22 protein-coding genes are annotated in these 21,595 nt (G+C 63.5%); 13 read left to right on the forward strand and 9 right to left on the reverse strand.

Annotation, left to right across the window (positions count from 1 at the left end; translation table 11 throughout):
• The first annotated feature begins 105 nt into the window (after window positions 1–105).
• The 3 genes from MNBBLIKP_RS15210 to MNBBLIKP_RS15220 are packed head-to-tail and all read left to right on the forward strand — an operon-like array spanning window position 106 to window position 2,845.
• Window positions 106–510, forward strand: coding sequence for a nuclear transport factor 2 family protein (locus MNBBLIKP_RS15210; protein WP_088311115.1), 405 nt, complete (start codon window positions 106–108; stop codon window positions 508–510).
• A gap of 11 nt (window positions 511–521) precedes the next feature.
• Complete coding sequence (locus tag MNBBLIKP_RS15215) at window positions 522–1,991, forward strand: aldehyde dehydrogenase (RefSeq protein WP_088311116.1); 1,470 nt, start codon at window positions 522–524, stop codon at window positions 1,989–1,991.
• Between the two features lie 17 nt (window positions 1,992–2,008).
• On the forward strand, window positions 2,009–2,845 hold the full coding sequence (locus MNBBLIKP_RS15220; RefSeq protein ID WP_088311117.1) for an SDR family oxidoreductase: 837 nt from the start codon (window positions 2,009–2,011) through the stop codon (window positions 2,843–2,845).
• A gap of 430 nt (window positions 2,846–3,275) precedes the next feature.
• Here the strand turns inward: MNBBLIKP_RS15220 and MNBBLIKP_RS15225 are convergent, their stop codons facing one another.
• From MNBBLIKP_RS15225 to MNBBLIKP_RS15235, 3 genes are read right to left on the reverse strand one after another with little or no spacing between them, the layout of a single operon-like run.
• The gene (locus MNBBLIKP_RS15225) at window positions 3,276–4,016 is read right to left on the reverse strand and encodes an SDR family oxidoreductase (RefSeq protein WP_088311118.1); all 741 of its coding nucleotides are present in this window, start codon (window positions 4,014–4,016) and stop codon (window positions 3,276–3,278) included.
• Entirely contained in the window at window positions 4,016–4,462 is a 447-nt protein-coding gene (locus tag MNBBLIKP_RS15230; protein ID WP_088311119.1) for a nuclear transport factor 2 family protein, read from the reverse strand. The genes MNBBLIKP_RS15225 and MNBBLIKP_RS15230 overlap by 1 nt, the downstream gene beginning before the upstream one ends.
• 14 nt (window positions 4,463–4,476) lie before the next feature.
• Entirely contained in the window at window positions 4,477–4,866 is a 390-nt protein-coding gene (locus MNBBLIKP_RS15235; protein WP_088311120.1) for a nuclear transport factor 2 family protein, read from the reverse strand.
• An 82-nt stretch (window positions 4,867–4,948) separates the two neighbouring features.
• On the opposite strand from MNBBLIKP_RS15235, the gene MNBBLIKP_RS15240 reads away from it, so the two are divergent.
• From MNBBLIKP_RS15240 to MNBBLIKP_RS15265, 6 genes are all read left to right on the forward strand, one after another.
• Entirely contained in the window at window positions 4,949–5,803 is an 855-nt protein-coding gene (locus MNBBLIKP_RS15240) for a hypothetical protein (RefSeq protein ID WP_088311121.1), read from the forward strand.
• Window positions 5,800–7,986 carry a PQQ-dependent dehydrogenase, methanol/ethanol family gene (locus MNBBLIKP_RS15245; protein WP_088311122.1) on the forward strand — a complete coding sequence of 729 codons (2,187 nt, stop codon included), beginning with the start codon at window positions 5,800–5,802 and terminating at the stop codon, window positions 7,984–7,986. The genes MNBBLIKP_RS15240 and MNBBLIKP_RS15245 overlap by 4 nt, the downstream gene beginning before the upstream one ends.
• Window positions 7,987–7,997: 11 nt before the next feature.
• A complete protein-coding gene (locus MNBBLIKP_RS15250; protein WP_088311123.1) occupies window positions 7,998–8,492 on the forward strand; it encodes a DUF3237 domain-containing protein in 495 nt (164 codons plus the stop codon).
• 69 nt (window positions 8,493–8,561) lie between these two features.
• On the forward strand, window positions 8,562–10,139 hold the full coding sequence (locus tag MNBBLIKP_RS15255; RefSeq protein WP_088311124.1) for an FAD-binding oxidoreductase: 1,578 nt from the start codon (window positions 8,562–8,564) through the stop codon (window positions 10,137–10,139).
• On the forward strand, window positions 10,136–10,558 hold the full coding sequence (locus tag MNBBLIKP_RS15260; RefSeq protein ID WP_088311125.1) for a c-type cytochrome: 423 nt from the start codon (window positions 10,136–10,138) through the stop codon (window positions 10,556–10,558). Before MNBBLIKP_RS15255 ends, MNBBLIKP_RS15260 begins: the two co-directional genes overlap by 4 nt.
• Window positions 10,555–10,917 carry a twin-arginine translocation signal domain-containing protein gene (locus MNBBLIKP_RS15265; RefSeq protein ID WP_088311126.1) on the forward strand — a complete coding sequence of 121 codons (363 nt, stop codon included), beginning with the start codon at window positions 10,555–10,557 and terminating at the stop codon, window positions 10,915–10,917. The genes MNBBLIKP_RS15260 and MNBBLIKP_RS15265 overlap by 4 nt, the downstream gene beginning before the upstream one ends.
• Before the next feature lie 6 nt (window positions 10,918–10,923).
• Here the strand turns inward: MNBBLIKP_RS15265 and MNBBLIKP_RS15270 are convergent, their stop codons facing one another.
• Window positions 10,924–11,769 (reverse strand): class I SAM-dependent methyltransferase, encoded by an 846-nt coding sequence (locus MNBBLIKP_RS15270; protein WP_088311127.1) that lies wholly within the window; start codon window positions 11,767–11,769, stop codon window positions 10,924–10,926.
• Between the two features lie 97 nt (window positions 11,770–11,866).
• Here MNBBLIKP_RS15270 and MNBBLIKP_RS15275 point away from each other — a divergent pair, with 97 nt between their 5' ends.
• From MNBBLIKP_RS15275 to MNBBLIKP_RS15290, 4 genes are read left to right on the forward strand one after another with little or no spacing between them, the layout of a single operon-like run.
• Complete coding sequence (locus tag MNBBLIKP_RS15275; RefSeq protein WP_088311128.1) at window positions 11,867–12,691, forward strand: glutathione S-transferase family protein; 825 nt, start codon at window positions 11,867–11,869, stop codon at window positions 12,689–12,691.
• A gap of 1 nt (window position 12,692) precedes the next feature.
• A complete protein-coding gene (locus MNBBLIKP_RS15280) occupies window positions 12,693–13,445 on the forward strand; it encodes a glutathione S-transferase family protein (protein ID WP_088311129.1) in 753 nt (250 codons plus the stop codon).
• Between the two features lie 3 nt (window positions 13,446–13,448).
• Window positions 13,449–15,014, forward strand: a complete 1,566-nt coding sequence (locus tag MNBBLIKP_RS15285) for a class I adenylate-forming enzyme family protein (RefSeq protein WP_088311130.1) — start codon at window positions 13,449–13,451, stop codon at window positions 15,012–15,014.
• A 47-nt stretch (window positions 15,015–15,061) separates the two neighbouring features.
• Complete coding sequence (locus MNBBLIKP_RS15290; RefSeq protein WP_088311131.1) at window positions 15,062–17,173, forward strand: PQQ-dependent dehydrogenase, methanol/ethanol family; 2,112 nt, start codon at window positions 15,062–15,064, stop codon at window positions 17,171–17,173.
• A 166-nt stretch (window positions 17,174–17,339) separates the two neighbouring features.
• On the opposite strand, the gene MNBBLIKP_RS15295 is transcribed toward MNBBLIKP_RS15290, so the two are convergent.
• The 5 genes from MNBBLIKP_RS15295 to MNBBLIKP_RS15315 are packed head-to-tail and all read right to left on the reverse strand — an operon-like array spanning window position 17,340 to window position 21,577.
• A complete protein-coding gene (locus MNBBLIKP_RS15295) occupies window positions 17,340–18,344 on the reverse strand; it encodes an alcohol dehydrogenase catalytic domain-containing protein (protein WP_088311132.1) in 1,005 nt (334 codons plus the stop codon).
• Window positions 18,341–19,165, reverse strand: a complete 825-nt coding sequence (locus MNBBLIKP_RS15300; RefSeq protein WP_088311133.1) for an SDR family NAD(P)-dependent oxidoreductase — start codon at window positions 19,163–19,165, stop codon at window positions 18,341–18,343. Before MNBBLIKP_RS15300 ends, MNBBLIKP_RS15295 begins: the two co-directional genes overlap by 4 nt.
• Window positions 19,162–19,704, reverse strand: a complete 543-nt coding sequence (locus MNBBLIKP_RS15305) for a 2,4'-dihydroxyacetophenone dioxygenase family protein (RefSeq protein WP_088311134.1) — start codon at window positions 19,702–19,704, stop codon at window positions 19,162–19,164. Before MNBBLIKP_RS15305 ends, MNBBLIKP_RS15300 begins: the two co-directional genes overlap by 4 nt.
• 18 nt (window positions 19,705–19,722) lie before the next feature.
• Window positions 19,723–20,991, reverse strand: a complete 1,269-nt coding sequence (locus tag MNBBLIKP_RS15310; protein ID WP_088311135.1) for an MFS transporter — start codon at window positions 20,989–20,991, stop codon at window positions 19,723–19,725.
• Between the two features lie 37 nt (window positions 20,992–21,028).
• On the reverse strand, window positions 21,029–21,577 hold the full coding sequence (locus MNBBLIKP_RS15315) for a VOC family protein (RefSeq protein WP_088311136.1): 549 nt from the start codon (window positions 21,575–21,577) through the stop codon (window positions 21,029–21,031).
• Between the last annotated feature and the right edge of the window lie 18 nt (window positions 21,578–21,595).

Here is a 21,595-nt window from a genome sequence, read left to right on the forward strand (position 1 = left end):
GGTGGGGATGGGGGCGATCGGCAACGGTCGCCCCTTTTCCTTTGCGCTGCGTCCGGAGCTGTGTAATTCTAACAATTGTTATAAACATACCGGGAGAGTCGCGGCATGATCGATCGTGCGCGCTATGACCAATACCTCGCCGCCTTCAATGCGAAGGATTACGATGCGGTGGCCGATTTCTATGTCGAACCGCCGCGCATGGAATTCTTCGGGATCGTCATCACCTCGCGCGAGGAGTTGAAGGCGTTCTATGCCTGGCTCCATTCCTACGTAAAGGAAAGCGTGACGCTGCGGGGCTTCGCCGCCAGCGAGACCTGCACCGCCTGCGACGCGATCGTCCGGATCGAGGCGCTCCGCGACCTGACCCGCGAGGAGCTTGACGCCAAAGGCGCAACCGGGTTCTTTCCGATCCGCGCGGGCGAAGTGCAGGAAATCCGCCAGTTCATTTTCTACACGGTCAACGACGGCAGGATCGAAAAGGTCGAAGCCGCCCTGCCGCCACAACTTTGAAGAGGTCTGCCATGCTGCCCCAAGGCGTGAATATCGCCCATCCCGACAAGCTTTACATCGGTGGAGAGTGGGTCCTGCCCCACAGCGGCCGCCAGCTTGAAATGGTCTCGCCCAATACCGAACAAGTCGTCGCGCGCTGTGCCGAAGCGGACGAGGTGGACATGGATAAGGCCGTCGCCGCCGCCCGCGCCGCGTTCGATACCGGGCCCTGGCCCACACTGCCCCCGGCTGAGCGGGTGGCAGCGTTCCGCAAGCTGGTCGCGCATCTGGAAACCCGCGTGCCCGAACTGGCCGCAGCCTGGACCGCGCAGATGGGCGGGCTGGTCAGCTTTGCCGGGCCGATGCACGGCGGCGGAGTGATGGGGCTGGCCCAGATTGCCGACTTTGCCGAAGCGTTCAAATTCGTCGAGCAGCGCCCCTCCATGGGCGCCGCAGTGGGTCTGGTGGTGCACGAACCGGTTGGCGTGGTTGCGGCAATCGCGCCGTGGAACGGGCCGTTCGGGATCATGGCCAACAAGGTTGCCTATGCCCTGCTGACCGGCTGCACCGTGATCATGAAGCCAAGCCCGGAAACCCCGCTGGAAGCCTATATCATTGCCGAAGCCGCTGAGGCTGCGGGCCTGCCGCCCGGCACGGTCAATCTGGTCCCCAGCCACCGCGAGGCGGCGGATCATCTGGTCTGCAACCACGGCGTAGACAAAGTCAGCTTCACCGGATCGACCCTGGCGGGCAAGCGGATCGCGCAGGTCTGCGGCGAACGGATCGCGCGCTGTACGCTGGAACTGGGCGGCAAGAGTGCGGCCATCGTGCGCGATGATTTCCCGACCGAAGCTGCGGCGCAGCTGCTGACCGGCACGCTCAACACGCTGTCCGGGCAAGTCTGCGCCATGCTCAGCCGCGCGATTGTCCCGCGCCACCGCCACGATGAACTCGCCGCCGCGATCAAGCAGGAAATGGCCAAAGTGGTGATCGGCCATTCCGATGATCCGGCCACCCAGCTGGGCCCGTTGGCGATGAAGCGCCAGCTGGAACGGGTGGAAATGTATATCGAGGAAGGCAAGCAGACCGCCGATCTGGTCTGCGGCGGCGGGCGGCCCAGCCACCTTAATCAGGGCTATTTCATCGAACCGACGCTGTTCGCCAATGTCGATAACCACAGCCGGATCGCGCAGGAGGAAATCTTCGGCCCGGTGCTGTGCCTGATCCCGTGCGAGGACGAGGAGGATGCGATCCGCATCGCCAATGAGAGCAATTACGGCCTCAACGGTTCGGTGCTGACGCAGGACGCTGAGGCCGCCTATCAGATCGGCCGCCGGATCCGCACCGGCGGATTCGGCCAGAATGGCCTGCGGATGGATTTCGGCCTGCCGTTCGGCGGGTTCAAGCAAAGCGGGATTGGCCGCGAGGGTGGACCCGAAGGCCTGTGGGGCTATCTGGAAACCAAGACCATGCTGCTGGATGCACTGCCGGCTGGGCTTTGAGAGAGGGACTGCAGACGATGACCGACCACATCACCGGCAAATCGATCGTCATTACCGGCGCGGGCGGGGGCTTTGGCAGTCTGGTCGCGCGCAAGGTGGCGGCGCGCGGAGCGAAAGTGACGCTGGGGGATATCAATCTGGATGCTGCCGAAGCGGTCGCAGCGGACATCCGCGCCGCCGGGGGGCAGGCGCAGGCGGTGCTGGTGGACGTGACCAGGCTGGCCCAGGTCAAGGCCCTGATTGCCGCCGCGCTGTCTGCCTATGGCTCGGTCGAAGTCATGCTCAACAACGCCGGGATCATGCCGCTGGCATTCATTGCGGATCACGAAGCCGCCTATGATGCGTGGGAACGCTGCATCGATATCAATATCAAAGGCGTGCTCAACGGCATGGTCGCTGCGCACGATCCGATGATCGCGGCGGGCCAGGGGCATGTGATCAACGTCAGCTCGATCTATGGCAATTTCCCGGTGACGGGCGCGGCGGTCTATGGCGCGAGCAAGAGCGCGGTCAATTTCCTGTCCGAAAGTTTCCGGGTTGAAACGCGCGGCAAGATCAAGGTGACCATCGTCAAGCCGACCGGGGTTCCTTCAACCGGCCTGTCGGGCACGGTGATCAACCCGGCAGCCGGGATCGGCATCGTGGCGCAGAACATGCCGGAATTCGGCGCGATGGTTGCCGGAATGCAGGATGGCACATTCCCGGCGGAGCGGCTCGACCCGGCCAATATCGACTATGCCAGCCTGGCACCGGAACACATCGCCGATGCAATCGTTTACGCGATCGATCAGCCGTGGGGGGTCTCGATTGGTGACATTACCGTGCGCGGGGCGGGGGATCATTTCATCCTGTAGGGTAAACGTCCCTTCCTACCCGTTCCGCCGTCACCCTGAACTTGATTCAGGGTTCATTTCGCAGCCAGACGAGAGCGTCGAATCGCCCGCAAACCGCGCGGCTTGATCGTTCCCAGGGCGAACAGGGCGTGCGGCACGATGAACCCTGAAACAAGTTCAGGGTGACGAAGCGGCAGAAATCAGAGCTGGCCCGGAACGCGCCGGGGCGGATCCCACGCCAAACTTTCCTACACGCGGCGAATCTGCGATAAGGGCACCGCTCTTTGACATCGTCGTTCTTCCCCACCACGCCAGTCGGCCCCCGGCTGCAACCGCGAAATTTCCTGAAACTGCGCAAGTGTCACCTTTTTAGGCGTAACAAATTCAAATAACAGGATAATAGGCCCGGACAACCTGTAACCCTGTTGTCACCTTGTCCGGACAGCCCGGTTCAACCCAGCTCCACGCAGCCGCCATCGACGTAGAGGTCTATGCCATTGATAAAGCTGGCTTCCTGGCTGGCCAGAAACAGCACGGCATGGGCAATTTCGTCACTCGTCCCCATCCGGCCAATTGGCACCACCCCGGACAGCATTGTCCGCATGCCCGCGATTTCCTCCGCGCTGGCCCCGCGCTTGAAAATTTCGGTGTCGGTCGGCCCCGGACTGACCAGATTGACCCGGATCCGGCGCGGCAGCAGTTCCTTGGCCAGGATCCGCGCCATCGCGCGCAGCCCGGCCTTGGCAGCGGCATAGGCAACATTGCCCGGCACTGCGGCGACCGAGCCGATCGATCCGGTGATCACTATTGAACCGCCATCGCGCAGCAAGGGCAGCGCGGCCTGAATCGCGAAAAAGGCCCCGCGCAGGTTGACCGAATGGATCCCGTCCCAGAATTCCTCGGTCACCGCCTCTACCGGTGCGAAGCCGCCGACCCCGGCATTGACGAACAGCACGTCGATCCCGCCCAGCTCACGCTCGATTTCGGCCATGGCCGCGCGGCTTTGCGCGGGCTCACCCATGTCGCTGGCGATCCCCAGCGCTTCGCATTCGGCCGCAGCGGCTGCCAGCGTTTCGCGGTTGCGTCCGGTCAGCGCGAGCTTTGCTCCCTCGGCCCGGAACAGCCGTGCGGCGGCAAGGCCGATCCCGGCATTGCCGCCCAGCACAACCACGCATTTGCCCGCAAAGCGCATCAGAACATCCCGTTGGAATTGGCGGTTTTTTCGGGCACCGGCTGGACCACGTCCCAGTGCTCCATCACCTTGCAGCCCTTGACGCGCAGAATGTCGACCACGGCCATGCCCCGGTCACTCTCGCTCATCCGTCCCCAGGCATGGACCGCGACCAGATTGCCGTCCGCGATCACCCGCTTGATTTCATAGCGGATGCCCGGGTTGCTTTTGAAGAAGGGCTCCAGAAAACCGATCGCGGCATCGCGGCCGGTGGCGGCCATCGGGTTATGCTGGATATAGCCCGGATCGACCCAGGCTTCGAACGCGCCGCGCACGTCCTTTTCGATATAGAACCGGGTCATGAATTTGGTCACGACCTGCTTGGGCGTCAGGCCGCAGCCTTTGGCCAGGGCCGGCTGGGGCAGCAGGGCCGCAGCGGCCAGGGCAGCAATCAGAATCGGGCGCATTTCACTTCTCCCTGTCAGAACATCGGCAGCGGGTTGACCGGCACGGCGGGCACATCCTGCAGCACGTCCCAGTGCTCCACGATCCGCCCGCCCGCGACGCGAAAGATATCGACCACGGCCATGCCGGGATCGCCATCGAACCGGATAACATGGTGATGCACTACCACATGGTCCCCGTCGACAAAGGCGCGCTTGAGGTTGTGCGTTGCGCCGGGTGACTGGACTTTCACCATGTCGAGGAAGTCCTTCAGCGCCTGGACGCCGGGCTCTGCCAGCGAACTGTGCTGGATGTAGTCGGGCGCGATATAGGCATCGACCCGGGTGCTATCCATCGGCATCAGCACGTCGCGGTACATTGCCATGACCAGATCCAGGTTGGCCTGTTCCTCCGCCGTCCGGCTCATCGCCAATCTCCCCTTGTCTTTATAACAATTGGTAAGATATGCCTGAGCGAGCAGAGGGCGTAAAGCCCGCTTGGGAGAGCTTATGGACCGCGCCGAACTTTATGCCGCGCTCGATCGTTTCCTGGCCGCGCTGGGCGCGCGTGATCCGGCCAGGCTGAATTGGGCGGCAGGCGTGCGGCACAGCGAAAACAACGTGATGCTGGTGCCTGGCGACGGCGTCTGGGCCACGATCGACCGGCTCGGCAGCTATGACCTGCGCTTTGCCGATCCGCTCACCCGGCAGGTCGGCTGGTTCGGCAGCGTGATCGAACCGGCCGAAGAATCGGCCTGCTGTCTGCGCATCGGGCTCGATCCCTCGGGCGCGATTGCCGAAGTCGAAATGGTGATCGTGCGCGATTCGGAATATGGCATGGCGCTGCCGGGCAAGCGGTTCTGGACCAAGCCGCGGCTGGAAACGAACGTGGTGGCCCCGGTCAGCCGGGCGGAAATGGTAGAACTGGCCGATGGCTATTTCTCCACCCTCCAGCTTAACGATGGCACGATCCGGACCAAATTCACCGCCGATTGCAACCGGGTGGAAAACGGGGTCCAGACCACCAACAACCCGGAATTGCAGCTGTTCCACTGGGCATCGATGGGCTGCGAAGAACAGTTCGCGCTGGGGATCTACCGCTATGATGACCGGCTGCGCGGGCGGCGCTTTCCCTTGGTGGACGAAGAACGCGGGCTGGTGTTCGCCTTTGGGTTCATCGATCATTCGGGGCGGCTGGGGCGCTATCAGCTGGCCAATGGCGAATGGAACCAAAGCCCGATCCGCCGCCCGCACAGCTTTTACCTGGGTGAATTGTTCAAGATCGACCACGGCATGATCGAAGCGATCGAGGCGGACTTCATTTCGGTGCCCTATCACACGCCCAGCCCGTGGGACCCGGCATGAAGCGGCTGCTGGTTCTGGCAGCACTGGCGCTGACCGCTTGCACTCCGCGTGAAGCAGCCCCGCCGCAGCAGGCGCAGGCGGCGGATGAGTGGACCAATCCCGGCGGCGATGCGGGCAAGACCCATCATTCCGCGCTGGGTGATATTAGTCCCGCCAACGTCGCGCGGCTGGGCCTTGCCTGGGAAGCGGACCTGGGCACGAACCGGGTGCTTGAAGCGACCCCGGTGGTGGCGGGCGGGGTGATGTATACCAGCGGCGTGGCGGGCCGCGCCTATGCCTTTGATGCGGTAAGCGGCAAGGAATTGTGGCGGTTTGAACCCGAAGTCGACATGCAGATCAACCGCACGGTCTGCTGCGATCAGGCCAACCGCGGGGTGGCGCTGGCGAACGGCAAGGTCTTTGTCGCCGCGCTCGATGCCCAGCTCTATGCGCTGGATGCCAAGACCGGCAAGGTGCTGTGGAAGGCGGATACCCGCGACGGTTCAGGGCGCGGGATCAATTCCACCGGCGCGCCCGAAGTGGCGGGCGACGTTGTGGTGATCGGCAATGGCGGCGCGGAATACGACGTGCGCGGCTATGTCTCTGCCTTTGGCCTGGCCGATGGCGAGCTCAAGTGGCGGTTCCACACCGTCCCGCGCGATCCCAAACTGGGTGCGCAGGATCATCCCGATCTGGAAGCCGCAGCCAAGACCTGGGATCCTGACAGCCGCTGGGACATCGGCGGTGGCGGCACTCCGTGGGACGCGATCAATTATGATCCGGAAACGGGGCTGGTGATCATTGGCACGGGCAATGGCGGCCCCTATCACACCGTCAAACGCAGCCCCAAAGGCGGCGACCAGCTGTACCTGTCGAGTCTGGTTGCGCTGGATGCCAGGACCGGCCGGGTCAAGTGGCACTATCAGGAAACCCCGGCGGACAACTGGGATTTCACCGCTACCCAGCCGATGATCCTGACCCGGATGACCGTGGCCGGAGAAGAGCGACCGGTGGTGCTGCATGCACCGAAGAACGGCTTCCTCTATGTGCTGGACCGCCGCGACGGCAAATTGCTCAGCGCCCGGCCGATCGTGCGGCAGAACTGGACCAAGGGGATCGACCCGGCCACCGGCAAGCCGATTCCCAATCCCGAGGCGGCCGACTGGTCCCATGGCCCCAAGATCATCTTCCCCGGCACTCCCGGCGCGCGCAACTGGCACCCGGCCAGCTTCGACCCGGCCACCGGCACCTATTTTGCCCCGGTCCAGGACATGGGCAACCTGATCCTGATGCCGCCCGCCGATCCGCCATTCCAGAAAAACGGGATCAACACGGCGGCCACCCTGTTTTTCACACCCGACCTGCAGACCAGCCTGGCGATACTGCCGCCGCCACTGGTCGCCCGGATCAAGGCGCTGCCTGCCTATCAGGAAGTTCTGCGCAACCCCGGAACGTCGGAATTGCGCGCCATCGACCCGCTTACCGGCAGGACCCGTTGGGCCGTGCCGATGGGCGGGTGGCAGGACCGGGGCGGAGTGCTTTCCACCGCGTCCGGACTGGTCTTCCAGGGCAATCTTGCCGGACAGCTGCGGGTCTTCGATGCCAGGACCGGCAAGCTGTTGAAAGCGATCGAGACCGGCACTTCGATCCTGGCCGCACCGATGACCTACAAGATCGGCGGCGTGCAATATGTGGCGGTGATGGCGGCCTGGGGCGGGGGCGGCTATCCCTATGTTCCGCGCTATTCGGCCGCTTACCAGCGCGGCAACCGTGGGCGGATACTGGTGTTCAGGCTGGATGGCGGGAAAGTTCCGCAGCCGGACCTGCTGCCCGAACCGCAAGTGGCTCCGCCCGCACCGGCGCAGCTGCCAGGCGTGACGCCCGCTGTGCTCGCGCAGGGGCAGGCCCTGTTCTATTCAGTGGGCTGTGCGCTGTGTCATTCGAACCAGCATCGTTCGATCACCCCTGACCTGCGCCGGATGCAACCGGAAACCCATGCCGCTTTCGATGACATTGTCCTGAAAGGCCAGCGAGTGGTGCTGGGCATGCCGCGCTGGGACGATCTGCTGACCCCCGCCGACAGCAAGGCAATCCACGCCTGGCTGATCACCGAGCAGGGCCGCGTCCGGCAAGAGGAAACCGAAAAGCGGCGTCGGGGCATTGCGCTTGATGCACCCAGCGCCGCTATCCTTTCGAACTACTGAGGAACACCGCGATGATCTCCACCATGGACATGCCCAATCTGGAATTCGGCTTCGCGATCAGGCTGTGGTTCACCCGCACCAGCATTGTGCCTGATATTCCCACCGGCGGCTGGCGCAGCGGGGTCTATGTCGACAAGGGCGAGATCGAGGGGCCGAAAATGAACGGGATCGCGGTGCCGGGTTCGGGCGGTGACTATGCCCACTTCCGCCCCGATGACACCGCCGTGTTCGATGCCCGCTATATGCTGGAAACCGATGACGGGGTGACGATCTACATGCAGAACAAGGGCTATCTGTGGGGGCGTGAGCCGGACACGATGGCGCGCTTGCGCAAATGGGCGTTCGAAGGCGGTGAGGCCGTGCCCCACGCGGAATATTATCTGCGCGCGCAGCCCACCTTTGAGGCGCCCAAGGGCAAGTACGAATGGCTGACCCGCCACATCTGGATCGGGGTGGGTGAGCGCAAGCCCGACGGGAACTATGTGCGGTATTATTACCTGACCTGAGCCGTTGACCGCGCCTGCAATCCGTGCTTCAACGATAACAATTGTTATAAAAAGCAGAAGGGGGAGAGCGTGAAGCTCACAACACCGCCACGCGTCAGCCCGCAGCAGTTCGATGTGGCCATGCAGGCCATGGCCGGGGTCGTCGGCAAGGACTGGGTGATGGCCAGCGATGCTGACCGCGATGCCTATGCCGATGCTTATGCACCGGGGCCGCAAGAACAATGGCCTGCCGGGGCCGCAGTGGCGCCTGCCTCGGTGGAGGAAGTGCAGGCTTTGGTCCGCCTCGCCAACGAACACAAGGTCCCGCTGTGGCCGGTCGCGCGCGGCAAGAACCTGGGTTACGGCACCGCCGCGCCGCGCATGGCAGGCAGCGTGGTGCTCGATCTGGGCCGGATGAACAAGATCCTCGAACTGGATGACAAGCTCGCCTACTGCGTGGTCGAGCCGGGCGTCGGGTTCTTTGACCTGTACGAGGAAATTCAGCGCAAGAAATTGCCGCTGTGGATGAGCGTGCCGGGCAATGCCTGGGGCAGCGTGATCGGCAATGCGCTGGAACACGGGATCGGCTACACCCCCTATGGCCTCCATGCCCGCAACCTCTGCGGGGTCGAGGCGGTGCTGCCCGACGGCGATGTGGTGCGCACCGGGATGGGCGCGATGAAGGACAATCCGGCCTGGCACCTGTTCCCGATGAGCTATGGCCCGACCTTTGATCTGGCCTTCACCCAGTCAAACCTGGGGGTCGTGACCAAGGCCGGGATCTGGCTGCAACCGGCACCCGAAAGCAGCCTGGAACTGGTGTTCGACATTCCCGAAGCGGGGGATGTGGGCTGGGTGGTCGATACGATCGCCCCGCTCAAGATTTCGGGCCTGATCGATCAGAACGTGTTCATCCCCAGCTGGCTGGGCAAGATGGTGCTGAAGGGGCAGCGCAAGGATTTCTGGGACAAGCCCGGCGCGATTCCCGAATGGCGGGTGCAGGAACTGCTGAAAGAGCACAAGCTGGGCTACTGGCAGGTCGCGCTGCGGCTCTATGGCGAAGAACCGGTGGTCAAGGCCAAGGCCGAGATCATCAAGGCTGCGATGGCGAAGAACCTGAAAGCCCCCCCGGCTGAAAACTGGTGGCGCAGCGGCGATCCGATCCATGCCTATGAAACCACCATGGGCATCCCCAGCGCCGTGCCGCTGCAGATGTCGGACTGGATCGGCGGGCGCGGCGCGCACATGGGCTTTTCGCCCGTAGTCCCGGCCACCGGCAAGCACGTGCAGGGGCAGATGGAGCTCAGCCGCAAGATCATCGACAGCTTCGATGTCGATTTCTACGCCAGCTTCACCATCGGCGGGCGGTTCGCCAACAACGTCAACATGCTGATGTTTGACCGCGACCAGCCTGAACAGATCGCGACGATGAAAAAGCTGTTCAACGCGCTGATCGATGAAACCGCCAAGGCCGGTTACGGCGAATATCGCACGCACCTGGGCTGGATGGACCGGGTGATGGATACGTTTGATTTCAACGACGGGGCGCTGCGCCGGTTCAATGAAAAAGTGAAGGACGCGCTCGATCCCAACGGGATCATCGCGCCGGGCAAGCAAGGGATCTGGCCCAGCGCCTACCGCGATCAGGCGAAGGAGGGCCGGGCATGAAGCACGTGCTGACCGTGGCCGCCGTCGTGCTGCTTGCCGCCTGTTCGAAGCAGGGCGAGGCGCCTGCCGCTCCGGCGCAGGCCGGTAAAGGCCCGCCACCGCCGCCGCCTTACCAGATGCGGCCCGAAGCGCCCGGCGGCAACCGGCTGGCAGGTGGTGACGGCAAGACCCTGTTCGAAGTGAACTGCGGCTATTGCCACCTGACCGGCGGCATGGGCACCAACTTGCTGACCAAGCAGCGCATGGCCGCGGGCGAACCGCCCGAAAAGGGCCTGCTGGCCAATCGCACCGATCTTACGGCAGACTACGTCAAGCAAGTGGTGCGGCTGGGCAAAAACGCCATGCCACCGCAAACCAAGGTCGATCTGACCGATGCCGAGCTTGAGGCGGTGGCGGCCTATCTGGGGAAAGCCAAGTGAGCGCCGTAACCCGGCGCGGCTTGCTGAAAGCCGGGGCCGTCGCTGGTGCCGCCGTGGCCGTGCCTGCGGGGGCCATGGCGTTCAAGACCGGGGCGCTGGTGGTGCATGACAGCCGCGAGCCCCATTCGCTGGCCTTTGCGCGCATGACGGGCGGGACCGGAATTGACCTTGCCGTCGAACACGCCCAGCGCTTTGCCGGTCTGCGCGCGGGCCTGCCCAAGGGGCGCGGGATCGAGGGCCTGACCCGCTGGAGCGACTATGTCGCGCTGCGCCGCGAACTGTTCAGGCAGGGCTTTCGCGTGACGGCAGAGGCGCGCAGCGGGGCGCTGATCCGGTGGAGCATGGCAGCACCGCGCTGAGCGTCTTCAGCCCGGGTTGCGGGCGGTTATAAACCAGCTCGCCCCGGGCATCAGCACCGAGCCGTCGCGTTCATATCCCCGGAAAGCTTCGCTGAGCGCCGCCCGCGCGCGGTCCGGCACGTCTAGACCGGCCGCCGCCAGTGGTGCGCGCATCGCCATGGCGTCCAGCACAAAGTCGATCGCACCATCGACACCAGCGCCGCTTCCGCCCAGCGGTTGGTCGGCACGGTGCGGTCTGAAATCGACATCGACAAAGCCTGCCGCGCGCAGCATCGCACCAGTCGCTTCCGGATCGGCGAAGCGGAACGGGCCGGGTCCGTCCGGATCACGCTGCGGCACTTCCACGAACTGGCTGATGATTGCTCCGACCACCCCGATCCAGGGGTTGTCCTGGGGGGCAGCCCAGCAAGCGAACACGGCCTCGCCGCCTGGTTTCAACCAGCTGCGCATGTTGGTAAAGGCGGTCTGGCTATCGCCAAAGAACATCACACCAAAGCGCGAGGTGAGCCGGTCAAACGGCGCGCCAGCCGCGCGCGCGATCTGGCCGTCCGCGCACTGGAAGGTGGCGTTGCTGCGGCCTTCACGGTCGCGCCGCTGATTGGCAAGTGCGATCAGTTGCGGGGCAATGTCGATCCCGGTTACCGCGCCTTCCGGCCCAACCGCATCAGCGATGGCCAAGGTCGTCAGCCCGCCGCCGCACCCCACATCGACCACCCGCTCACCGGGCCGGAACGCTGCTTCAGCGATCAGCGCCGCGCCGATCGGTGCGATCATCGATTCGAACTGGTCGATATGTTCAAGCCAGCGATTGCCTACCTCTCCGGCCCAGTCTTCCATTTCGATGTCGCTCATGGCGGGTCTCCTCTCTCACGAATTCCTAATATGGCACTTGACCTGATGATAGTCTGTTTTAGTATGCAATACATACAAAAAACAGGAAAGGTCCGGAATGGCCGAAGTCACCCTCTATCATTGGGAGCCGAACGCCAACTCCGGCAAGCCGATGCTGGCCTTGATGGAAAAGGGTGTCACGTTCGACAGCCACTACATCGACATGCTGAACTTCGATCAGCACCGGCCCGAATACCTTGCGATCAACCCGCAGGGGACGATCCCGGCGATGACCCATCGTGGCACCTGGGGTGACCGGGTGCTGGTCGAATCCACCGCGATCATGGAATATGTCAACGAACAGTTCGACGGGCCAGACCTGATGCCCGGCGATGCGCGCGATCGCTGGCGGATCCGCTGGTGGATGAAATTCATGGATCAGTGGCTCGCCCCCAGCTTCTCGATGTTCGGGTGGAAATTCTTCGTCGGCCCCAATGCGCTGAAGGCGCACGGGCAGGACAAGATCGAAGCGCAGATTGCGCGCATTCCGCTGCCCGAACGCCAGACCGCCTGGCGCAAGGCGGTGTTCGGCCTGTTCAGCGAAGCAGAAATGGCCGAAAGTGGTCGGCGGATCGGGGTGGGCATCCAGATGCTGGAGGCGGAACTGGGCAAGCGCGAATGGCTCGCCTCGGACCAGTATTCGCTGGCCGATGTGAACGGCTTCAACCTCGCCTATGCCATGCCGCTGTCGCAACCGCATCTCGCCAACGATGATCTGACCCCCAACATCATGCGCTGGCTGCGCGCGATCTATCGCCGCCCCGCCACGCGCGAATGCTGGAAACTGGGCCGCACTCCGATGGCAAGCCGGGTCGAGATTCTGGAGCAGGACTACATCCCGCCGCGCGACGAGAGCGAAGGCATTGCGAGCGGAGTGCGCTGAGATGAGCATGATCCTGTACCATGGGGAACCCAACGGTCCGTCGCTGGCCGTGCTGGCCGCACTCGCCGAAAGCGGGGTTGAGGCAGAGTGCCGCCCGATCAATCTGCTCGCGGGGGACCGCCACACATTGCCCGGCCTAACCGATGCCGTGGCCCGCGACATGGGGGTGGAAGGCGAAGGTCCGGTGCTGGTGGTCGATGGTGAGGCGATGACCGAGTCCGTGTTCATCGCCCAGTTCCTTGACGAGCGCGGCAAGCAGTCGCTCCAGCCCAGGGAGGCATTCGCCCACTGGCAGATGCTGATGTGGTGCCGCCGGATAACCGAACGCTGTGCGCCAGCGGCGGCGTTTCTGGGGTGCCGGGCCTATGCAGCGGGCAAGCTCGGTTCGCCTGCGATTGCCAGCGCGGACCTTGCTGCGCGCTGGGCTGCGGTGCAGGCGGGTGACTTTCCCGAAGAGCAGGTGGCGGATTCGGTCCGCCACGTCACTGCGACGGTGCAGCTGGTCGAGGACCAGCTGGCTGACGGGCGCGACTGGTTGATGGGGCCGCTGACACTGGCAGACTTCGAAAGCTATGGCTGGCTGACCGGAATGGTCGCACTGGTTCCAGAGGCCTTCGCCGGTCAGGACCGCGCCACTGCCTGGCTCGCTCGCGTCCGCGCCCATCCCGCCGTGCAAAACGCGCTGGCGCAGGCCACGGGTGCCAATCCTGAACAGTCCTGGGCTCCCGGCCCGGAAATCAACCGGTGGGGTTAAACCATGCGTTCCATTGACTATTTCGACCGCGGCCATGACCGCGACCCCCAGCGCCTTGCGATTATCGACACCGCCAGCGGGCTCAAGCTGACTTTTGCAGAGGTCAAGGAATTGACCGAGCGGATCGCCGCTGCGCTGCAGCGCGGGGGCTTCCAGAGCCAGGATCTGTTGGGGCTGTATGGCCCGAACGACGGGATGCTGCTGGTGGTGCTGCTGGCGATGTGGCGCGCGAATGGCAAGTGGATCCCGGTCAACACCCGCAACGCGATTGACGCCAATGCTGGCTATATCAACTATGTGCGCTGCCAGTGGATGTTCTACCATTCGTCAAAAGCGGACGAGGTGGAGCAGCTCAAAGCGCTGTGCCCGCCGCTGCGGCACTTCGTATGTCTCGATCAGCCCTGCGGCGATGATCCCAGCCTGGAGCAGTTCATGGCCGGGGTCAGCGCTGCCGACTTTGTCGAACCCGAGATCGACGCCTTCGGCAATATGATGGACATGGTCGGGATATTCCCCACCGGCGGCACCACCGGCCCCAGCAAGGGCGCGAACGTCACCAACCTGGGTTGGGGAACCATGATCGAAACCGCCGCCGATGCCATGGGCGGGCGCACTGAAGCTCCCGTAGCGCTGGTCTCTGCCCCGATCACCCACGCCGCCGGGCCGATCGCGCTTTCAACGATGAGTTTGGGGGCGACCCAGGTAATCCTGCCCGGTTTCGATGCCGAGGAAGTCTTGCAGGCCATCGATCACTACAAGATCACCCACATGTACCTGCCGCCAACCGCGCTCTATCAGCTGCTCGCCTCGCCCAAGCTGGACAGTCATGACTATTCCAGCCTCAGGATCTTCATTCTGGTCGGCAGCCCGTGCAGTCCGGAAAAGCTGCGGCAGGCGGTGGAAGTGTTCGGGCCGTGTATGTGCCAGAGCTATGGTCAGGTCGAATGCCCGATGATCGTCGCCTGGTTCCCGCCCGAGGACGTCGCGCGATTTGCGAAGGAAGCGCCGGAAAAGCTGGCGAGCTGCGGCAAAGTAACCCGTTCGATCAAGGTCGCGCTGCTGGATGACGATGGCAAGCAGGTAGCCCTGGGCGAAAGCGGAGAGATCTGCGCGCGCGGGGTGCTGGTCTCGCACTCCTACTTCGAAAAACCCGAGGAAACGGCGGAAGTGCGCAAGTTCGGCTGGCACCATACCGGCGATGTCGGCAAATTCGATGCCGATGGCTATCTCTACATTGTCGATCGCAAGAAGGACATGGTCGTGACCGGCGGGTTCAACGTCTTCACCACCGAGGTCGAAGCCTGCATCACCGAACTGCCGCAAGTGCGCGAATGCTGCGTGTTCGGGATTCCACACGAAAAGTGGGGCGAACAGGTCCACGCAGTCGTCGTTGCGGACGGAATCAGCGCAGAAGCGGTCATTACTCACACCAAAAATCGCCTCGGCGGGGTCAAAGCGCCGAAAACAGTTGCATTTATAGACTCGATTCCGCGAACAGCAGCGGGCAAGATGGATAAGAAGGAACTGCGCAAGCCATATTGGGGTGGCAGTGACCGGATGGTCAATTGATCTGACTTCGTGCCAAGCGAAGCGGGGGAATTTGGAGAGGGATTGAAATGCGTTTGAAGCTGCTTGCCGCCATCTGTCTGTTGCCGCTTGCCGCCTGCGGCAAGCATGCCTCGCCCCCGGTAACCGAAGGCGTCACCGACGCAATGATCGCCTCTGCCCCTGAAGGTGAATGGCTCACCTATGGCCGAGACTATGCCGAGCAGCGCTTTTCGCCGCTGACCTTGGTCAACGATACGAACATCGGCCAACTGGGCCTGGCGTGGAGCCACGATCTGGAAACCGCGCGCGGGCAGGAAGCGACTCCGCTGATGCATGACGGCGTGCTGTACGTCTCCACCGCCTGGTCGATGGTCAAGGCGTTCGATGCCAAGACCGGCGCGCTCAAATGGTCCTATGACCCCAAGGTCCCGCGCGACACGCTGGTCCGCGCCTGCTGTGATGCAGTCAATCGCGGCGTCGCGCTTTATGGTGACAAGGTCTATGTCGGCACGCTCGACGGGCGACTGGTCGGGCTGGATCAGAAGACTGGCAAGGTTGCCTTCGAGAAGGTCGTGGTCCCCAACCAGAAGGATTACACCATCACCGGCGCGCCGCGCGTGGCCAAAGGGAAGATCCTGATCGGTTCGGGCGGCGCCGAATACAAGGCACGCGGTTACATTGCCGCCTATGATCCGCAGACCGGCGATGAATTGTGGAAGTTCCACACCGTTCCCGGCAACCCGGCTGACGGGTTTGAAAACAAGGCCATGGAAGAAGCCGCCAAGACCTGGGGCAATTCCAAGTGGTGGGAACTGGGCGGTGGCGGCACCGTGTGGGATTCGATCACTTATGATCCCGCCACCAATCTGGTCTATTTCGGCACCGGCAATGCTGAACCGTGGAATCCGGCCGCCAATGGCCGCGCCGGCGACAGCCTTTACACCAGCTCGATCGTCGCGATCGACGCGGATAGCGGCGAGTACAAATGGCACTTCCAGGAAACTCCGGAAGACCGCTGGGACTTCGATTCCAATGCGCAAATCACTGCCGCCGATCTGGACGTGAACGGGCAAAAGCGCCGCGTGGTGCTGCATGCGCCCAAGAACGGCTATTTCTACATGCTCGATGCCAAGACCGGCCAATTCATCAGCGCCGGGGTGTTCTCGCAGCAGACCTGGACCACCGGGATCGATCCCAAGACCGGACGCGCCCAGATCAATCCCGAAGCCAAGTACGAACAGACCGGCAAGCCCTTCCTTTCGCTTCCCGGTGCCGCCGGCGCACACAGCTGGCAACCGATGAGCTTCAGCCAGAAGACGGGGCTGGTCTATATTCCCGCCAACCTGGCCGGCATGCCCTATGCCGCCGCCAAGGACTGGAAGCCCAGCGATATCGGTTTCCAGACCGGGATGGACGGCGCGCTGACAGCAGCCCCGGCTGACAAGGCGATCCGTGAAGGAGCCAAGGCGGTTACCACCGGCGCGCTGATCGCCTGGGATCCGATCAAGCAGAAGGAAGCCTGGCGCGTCACTTTCACCGGTCCATGGAACGGCGGCACGCTGTCGACCGCCGGTAACCTGGTGTTCCAGGGCAACGCCGATGGCTATTTCGCGGCCTATAGCGCGGACAAGGGTGCCAAGCTCTGGTCATTCCCGACCCAGACCGGGGTGATCGCCGCGCCGATGACTTACACCGTCGATGGCGAACAATATGTTGCCGTCATGGCCGGTTGGGGCGGGGTGTGGGACGTCGCGACTGGCGTCGTCGCGCGCAAGAGCGCCGGGCATTACAACATCAGCCGTCTGCTGGTGTTCAAGCTTGGAGCCAAGGGCACGCTGCCCGCGATGAAGAGCATCAATGACCTGCCGCTCGATCCGCCGCCGTTCACCGGCAAGCCGGAACAGGCCGCCGCCGGTGCAGACAAGTTCGCGCGCTACTGCTCGGTCTGCCATGGCGACGCCGCGCTGCCCGGCACGCTCAACCCCGACCTGCGCCGCTCGCAGTACATCAATGCCGCCGAAGGTATCCGCGCGGTGGTGATCGACGGGGTGCTGATGCACGGCGACAATCCGAAGGGCATGGTCTCGTTCAAGTCGTCACTCAGCCCGGATGATGTCGAAAACATCCGCCAGTACCTGATCAAGCGCGCCAACGAGGACAAGGCGCTGGGCGAGAAGTAGGGCCGGTTCTGATCCTCTCCATTTTTGCGTAGCACAAATGGGGAGGGGGACCGTCCGCGTAGCGGATGGTGGAGGGGTAAGGGCCTTGCAGCACTACCCCTCCGTCAATTCCTGCGGAACTGCCACCTCCCCATTTGGCTTCGCAAAATGGAGAGGGACTACGAACTCACGGCGCGATCAGGACCTTGCATTGCTGGGTCCGCTGTTTCAGCGCAGCGAACATATCGGGCACGTCATCAAGCCCAATCGTCCCGGTCACCAGCAGTCGCGGCTCGACCGCGCCCTGGCTTAATACGTCGAGCGCGTGCTCGTAGTCCTGCCGGGTGAAGAAAGCGCTGGTGACCAGTCGCACCTCCTTTTGCAGCATGGCGAAGGAATTGAACGTATCGGGCCGGGTGCACAGCCCCAGCAGCAGGATCGTTCCGCGATTGCGGACCTGCCCAACCGCCTGCGCAATCAGGCCGGGCACGCCGACGCATTCGAACACCACGTCGGGCTTGCCGTGTGGAAAGGCGCGGTCGCTGGCACCCACCGGATCGGCGGCATTGGCAATGAAAGCATCGGCCCCCATCGCCTGCGCACGGTCGCGCTGCCAGTCGGCCAGATCCTGCACCACCACCCGCGCGGCGCCCAGTCGCTTGGCCCAAAAAGCGGTTGCCAGTCCGATCGGTCCCGCGCCCAGCACCAGTGCGCTGTCGCCCGGTTTCAGGCCGGACAGCCGCACCCCGTGCAGCGCCACCGCCAAAGGCTCGATGATCGCGCCATCGGCCAGACTGGCGCTTTTGGGCAAAGGTATGCATTGGTTGGGGCGGGTGAGGGCGAATTCAGCATAGCCACCGCCCTGTAGCCCAAACTGCGCGCACCACTGGACTTCACCCTTGCGGCAATGATCGCAGGTGCCGCAGCTTTTGAGCGGGATCACCGAGACCAGATCGCCCGTGCGCAGCCCGTCCGCGCCTTTGCCCAGTGCCACCACTTCGCCCGCGAATTCGTGGCCAAACACGTCGCCTGGGCACGCTCCATAGGCGGCATCCTCGGCCATGTGCAGATCGCTGCCGCAAATGCCGCAGCGCGCCACCTTGACCAGCACTTCACCCGCGCCGGGGGCAGGGTCGGGCACATGTTCCAGCGCCAGCCGCTGCCCCAGACCGGTGAAGACCGCTGCCTTCATTTGGGCGGACCCAAGGCAACCCCGCCGTCGATCAGCAGGGTCGATCCGGTCATGAAGCTGGAAGCATCGCTGGCCAGATAGAGCGCCAGCGGCTTCATCTGGTGCGTCTCAGCCATTGCGCCCAGCGGGATGGTCGCGTCGAACGCGGCCTTTACTGCCGGGTCCTTTTTGGCCCAGCCATCGCCGATATTGGTCACGAATGGTCCCGGGGCGATGGCGTTGACGCGGATGCGAAAGCGGGCCAGCTCCAGCGCGAGCGCGCGGACCATGTGCAGCACGCCCGCCTTGGCCGGGTGATAGGGCATCGGCACGATCGGCTCCAGGATCATCCCTGCATTGCTGGCCGTGGCAATGATCGACCCGCCCGCTCCGCCTGCCTTCATCAGCCGCGCGGCGCTGCGCATGGTGTTGTAACTACCGGTCAGGTTGATCGCGATGCCCCGATCCCACAACGCGGGATCATAGGTGTCGATCTGCCCATCGGCTACGCGGCTGCCATCGGGGGCGACGAAGCCTGGCCCTTCGCCAAGGCCCGCATTGGCAAAGCAGATGTCGAGCCCGCCGAAAGCGGCCGCATGGGCATCGAACACTGCATCACAGCCCGCGCGGTCCGTCACGTCCAGCACGGCGGTGCGCACCGTAAAGCCTTCAGTGGTCAGGCGCGCGGCCTCACGCTCCAGCCCCGCCGCGTCGATGTCGGTCAGGGTTACTTTCGCACCGGCTTCGGCCATGGCCTCGGCATAGCAAAGGCCGATGCCGGATGCCGCACCGGTGACCAGTGCGGAACGTCCGGTAATCGCGAACTGATCGAGTGTCTTCACAGATAGAGCTTCTTGTTGATCGGAATGCCGTTGGCTTTGCAGTGGTTTTCATAGTGTTCCATGAACCACCAGACATCGGCGGTGAACGCGAAGGTCGCATCCGAATTGTAGAATTCGATCGGACCCTGCATCCACCCGAACAGCTTCACGCCCTGGGGATGTTCGGTGACCAGTGTGTGGCTTTCTCCCGGCACTTCCAGGATCAGCCCGCCCGGGGTCGCAACCCAGTCATACTCCAGATAGCGCACCGACCCTTCCAGGCAGACCATGGTGATGGTGCCGCGGTGCAGGTGGGTGCCGATCGCGCCGGGGCCCTTAACCCACAGGATGTTGGAGAACAGATTCTGGCGCACGTCAAAGCACAGGTGCTTGATCGCGGCATTATCGCCAAACGGAACCCACGGGCTGTCAACATCGGTCAACGCATCGATATAGCGCCCGCCGGGGCTGTATTTTTCGACCAGCGCGCGCTGGTCAAACGGTACATCCACGATTTCGGCATAGTCAGATGGCGGCACACTGCGGTCTACGGTAGCCATGTGTTCTCTCCTCGTTGATTATTGTTTGCCGCGCGCCAGCACGCGCGGGGCGGATTCCTGCAGGAACAGCGCGGCGACCCCGCCAGCGAGCGCCAGCAGGACCATGAACCACAGCGGTGCATCACGGCCCAGCGACTGTGAGAGCTGCCCGGCAATTGCCGGTCCGCCAGCGCCGCCCAAAATCTCGCACGATCCCATGCACAGGCCGAATACGGTCGCTGCCTTGTCCGGACTGACGCTTTCGGAAGGCACGGTGGCCATGAACAACGGGAAGATGCCGTTAAGCGCCCAGCCGACGAAGAAGATCGCCGCCAGCCCCCAGGCCGATCCCTGATAATACATCGCGCCCAGCGGCAGGATCACTGCCAGAAACGAACAGGCAATCATCACCGGTCGCCGCCCGATCACATCGGACAGACCGGCAATGGCAAAGCTGCCCAGCGTCGCCGAAATCCCAAGGGTGCCCATCAGCCAGCTGCCGGTGGTCTGATCGAACCCGCGGTTCTGGATCAGGTACAGCGGCATGAAGGCCCAGCAGGTAACCAGATAGGCGACCAGCGCGATCCCCATCACCACGCAAACCCAGATGTTGCGCACTTTCAGCACTTCGCGCACCGCGCCGACCCAGCCGGAAAAGCTGCCACTCTCGCCAGCCGGGGCGGCGTGCGGGTTGGGGGCGGGTTCATCAAGCAGGAACCAGATCAGCAATGCACTGATCAGGCCGGGCAGCCCGGCGATGTAGAAAGCGTTCTGCCAGCCATAATTTGCCGCCAGCCAGACCAGCACCACCGGGGCAACGAAGGATCCGAAGAAGTTCGAGCCAAAGTTCTGCGCGATCCCTTGCGCCAGCCCGCGCCATCTTGGTTCCACTTCGGACGCGACCATCGCATGGCTGATCGGCATGACCCCGCCTTCGGCAATCCCCATCAGGATCCGCGCGCCGACCAGCATGGCAAAGCTGGCGGCAAGTCCGGTCAGGAACGAGCACGCCGAAAAGGCCAGAGTGGCAATCACCAGCAGCAGCTTGCGGTTGCCGACCATGTCTGACAGGCGGCTGATCCCGAAGGCGGCCAGCGCCCAGGTGAACGAAAAGATCCCCGCCACCGCACCAACCTGTCCGTCACTCAGTTGCAAGTCCGGCTGGACGAAGGGCATCAGGAAGTTGAGCGAATTGCGATCGAAGAACACGATCCCGAAGTTGAGGCTGAGCAAGCCGACCAGCAACGCCTGATATCCGGTCGAACGGCCGGTCTCGGTGGGCGGGGCCGGGCTGGATGGTGCCTGCATTGAACTGTCCCCTTTGTGTCTAACGCGGTCGCGGTGATCAGATGAACGGACGGATCGGATCCTTGCCGTTCCAATCCTGCGCGGCCTTCCAGAAACTGGTGAAATGGGCATCCATTCCCGGCGTTACCGGCAGCAGCTCGATAAAGGCGGGGGCAGCGCAATGGCCGCTTTCAAGGAACACCACGTCCCCGCCTGTCGGCACCGGAGAGCGGAAACATTCGCGCCAGCCGCGCGCCTGATATTCGGCCAGGGCGGCATCTACATCGGTTACGGCAATCCCGTGGTGGTGCAAGCCATAGCCCCTGCTTTCGATCACTTCCCGGTAGACCGAAGGCTCTTTATCCAGCGGCTGGATCAGTTCGAACCAGGTCTGTCCGGAAAAGCCCATCGCGATCCGTTGATCTGCGGTGCTGATTGCGCCGCGATAGGTTTGTTGTCCGGCTTGCAGAAAATGGTCGATCACGAAGAACGGCCCTGCGCCGCAATCGCGAATCAGGTGGTCGATCGCGGTATCCAGATCCTCAACCACCCAGGCGATCTGGGCAACCGTGCCAAGTTGCTGGCCCCAGCCGAGCTTGCCGATCATCGCCAATCTCCCGCCTTA

Source organism: Novosphingobium sp. B 225, assembly GCF_002198665.1.
Taxonomy (GTDB): Bacteria; Pseudomonadota; Alphaproteobacteria; order Sphingomonadales; family Sphingomonadaceae; genus Novosphingobium.

Coding starts and splice junctions, on each gene's coding strand:
- MNBBLIKP_RS15315 (WP_088311136.1), bottom strand. CDS start 21,577: ATGATCGGCAAGCTCGGCTGGGGCCAGCAACTTGGCACGGTTGCCCAG.
- MNBBLIKP_RS15305 (WP_088311134.1), bottom strand. CDS start 19,704: ATGGCTACCGTAGACCGCAGTGTGCCGCCATCTGACTATGCCGAAATC.
- MNBBLIKP_RS15270 (WP_088311127.1), bottom strand. CDS start 11,769: ATGAGCGACATCGAAATGGAAGACTGGGCCGGAGAGGTAGGCAATCGC.
- MNBBLIKP_RS15250 (WP_088311123.1), top strand. CDS start 7,998: ATGATCTCCACCATGGACATGCCCAATCTGGAATTCGGCTTCGCGATC.
- MNBBLIKP_RS15215 (WP_088311116.1), top strand. CDS start 522: ATGCTGCCCCAAGGCGTGAATATCGCCCATCCCGACAAGCTTTACATC.
- MNBBLIKP_RS15245 (WP_088311122.1), top strand. CDS start 5,800: ATGAAGCGGCTGCTGGTTCTGGCAGCACTGGCGCTGACCGCTTGCACT.
- MNBBLIKP_RS15225 (WP_088311118.1), bottom strand. CDS start 4,016: ATGCGCTTTGCGGGCAAATGCGTGGTTGTGCTGGGCGGCAATGCCGGG.
- MNBBLIKP_RS15210 (WP_088311115.1), top strand. CDS start 106: ATGATCGATCGTGCGCGCTATGACCAATACCTCGCCGCCTTCAATGCG.
- MNBBLIKP_RS15230 (WP_088311119.1), bottom strand. CDS start 4,462: ATGCGCCCGATTCTGATTGCTGCCCTGGCCGCTGCGGCCCTGCTGCCC.
- MNBBLIKP_RS15295 (WP_088311132.1), bottom strand. CDS start 18,344: ATGAAGGCAGCGGTCTTCACCGGTCTGGGGCAGCGGCTGGCGCTGGAA.
- MNBBLIKP_RS15240 (WP_088311121.1), top strand. CDS start 4,949: ATGGACCGCGCCGAACTTTATGCCGCGCTCGATCGTTTCCTGGCCGCG.
- MNBBLIKP_RS15235 (WP_088311120.1), bottom strand. CDS start 4,866: ATGAGCCGGACGGCGGAGGAACAGGCCAACCTGGATCTGGTCATGGCA.
- MNBBLIKP_RS15280 (WP_088311129.1), top strand. CDS start 12,693: ATGAGCATGATCCTGTACCATGGGGAACCCAACGGTCCGTCGCTGGCC.
- MNBBLIKP_RS15290 (WP_088311131.1), top strand. CDS start 15,062: ATGCGTTTGAAGCTGCTTGCCGCCATCTGTCTGTTGCCGCTTGCCGCC.
- MNBBLIKP_RS15285 (WP_088311130.1), top strand. CDS start 13,449: ATGCGTTCCATTGACTATTTCGACCGCGGCCATGACCGCGACCCCCAG.
- MNBBLIKP_RS15220 (WP_088311117.1), top strand. CDS start 2,009: ATGACCGACCACATCACCGGCAAATCGATCGTCATTACCGGCGCGGGC.
- MNBBLIKP_RS15310 (WP_088311135.1), bottom strand. CDS start 20,991: ATGCAGGCACCATCCAGCCCGGCCCCGCCCACCGAGACCGGCCGTTCG.
- MNBBLIKP_RS15260 (WP_088311125.1), top strand. CDS start 10,136: ATGAAGCACGTGCTGACCGTGGCCGCCGTCGTGCTGCTTGCCGCCTGT.
- MNBBLIKP_RS15275 (WP_088311128.1), top strand. CDS start 11,867: ATGGCCGAAGTCACCCTCTATCATTGGGAGCCGAACGCCAACTCCGGC.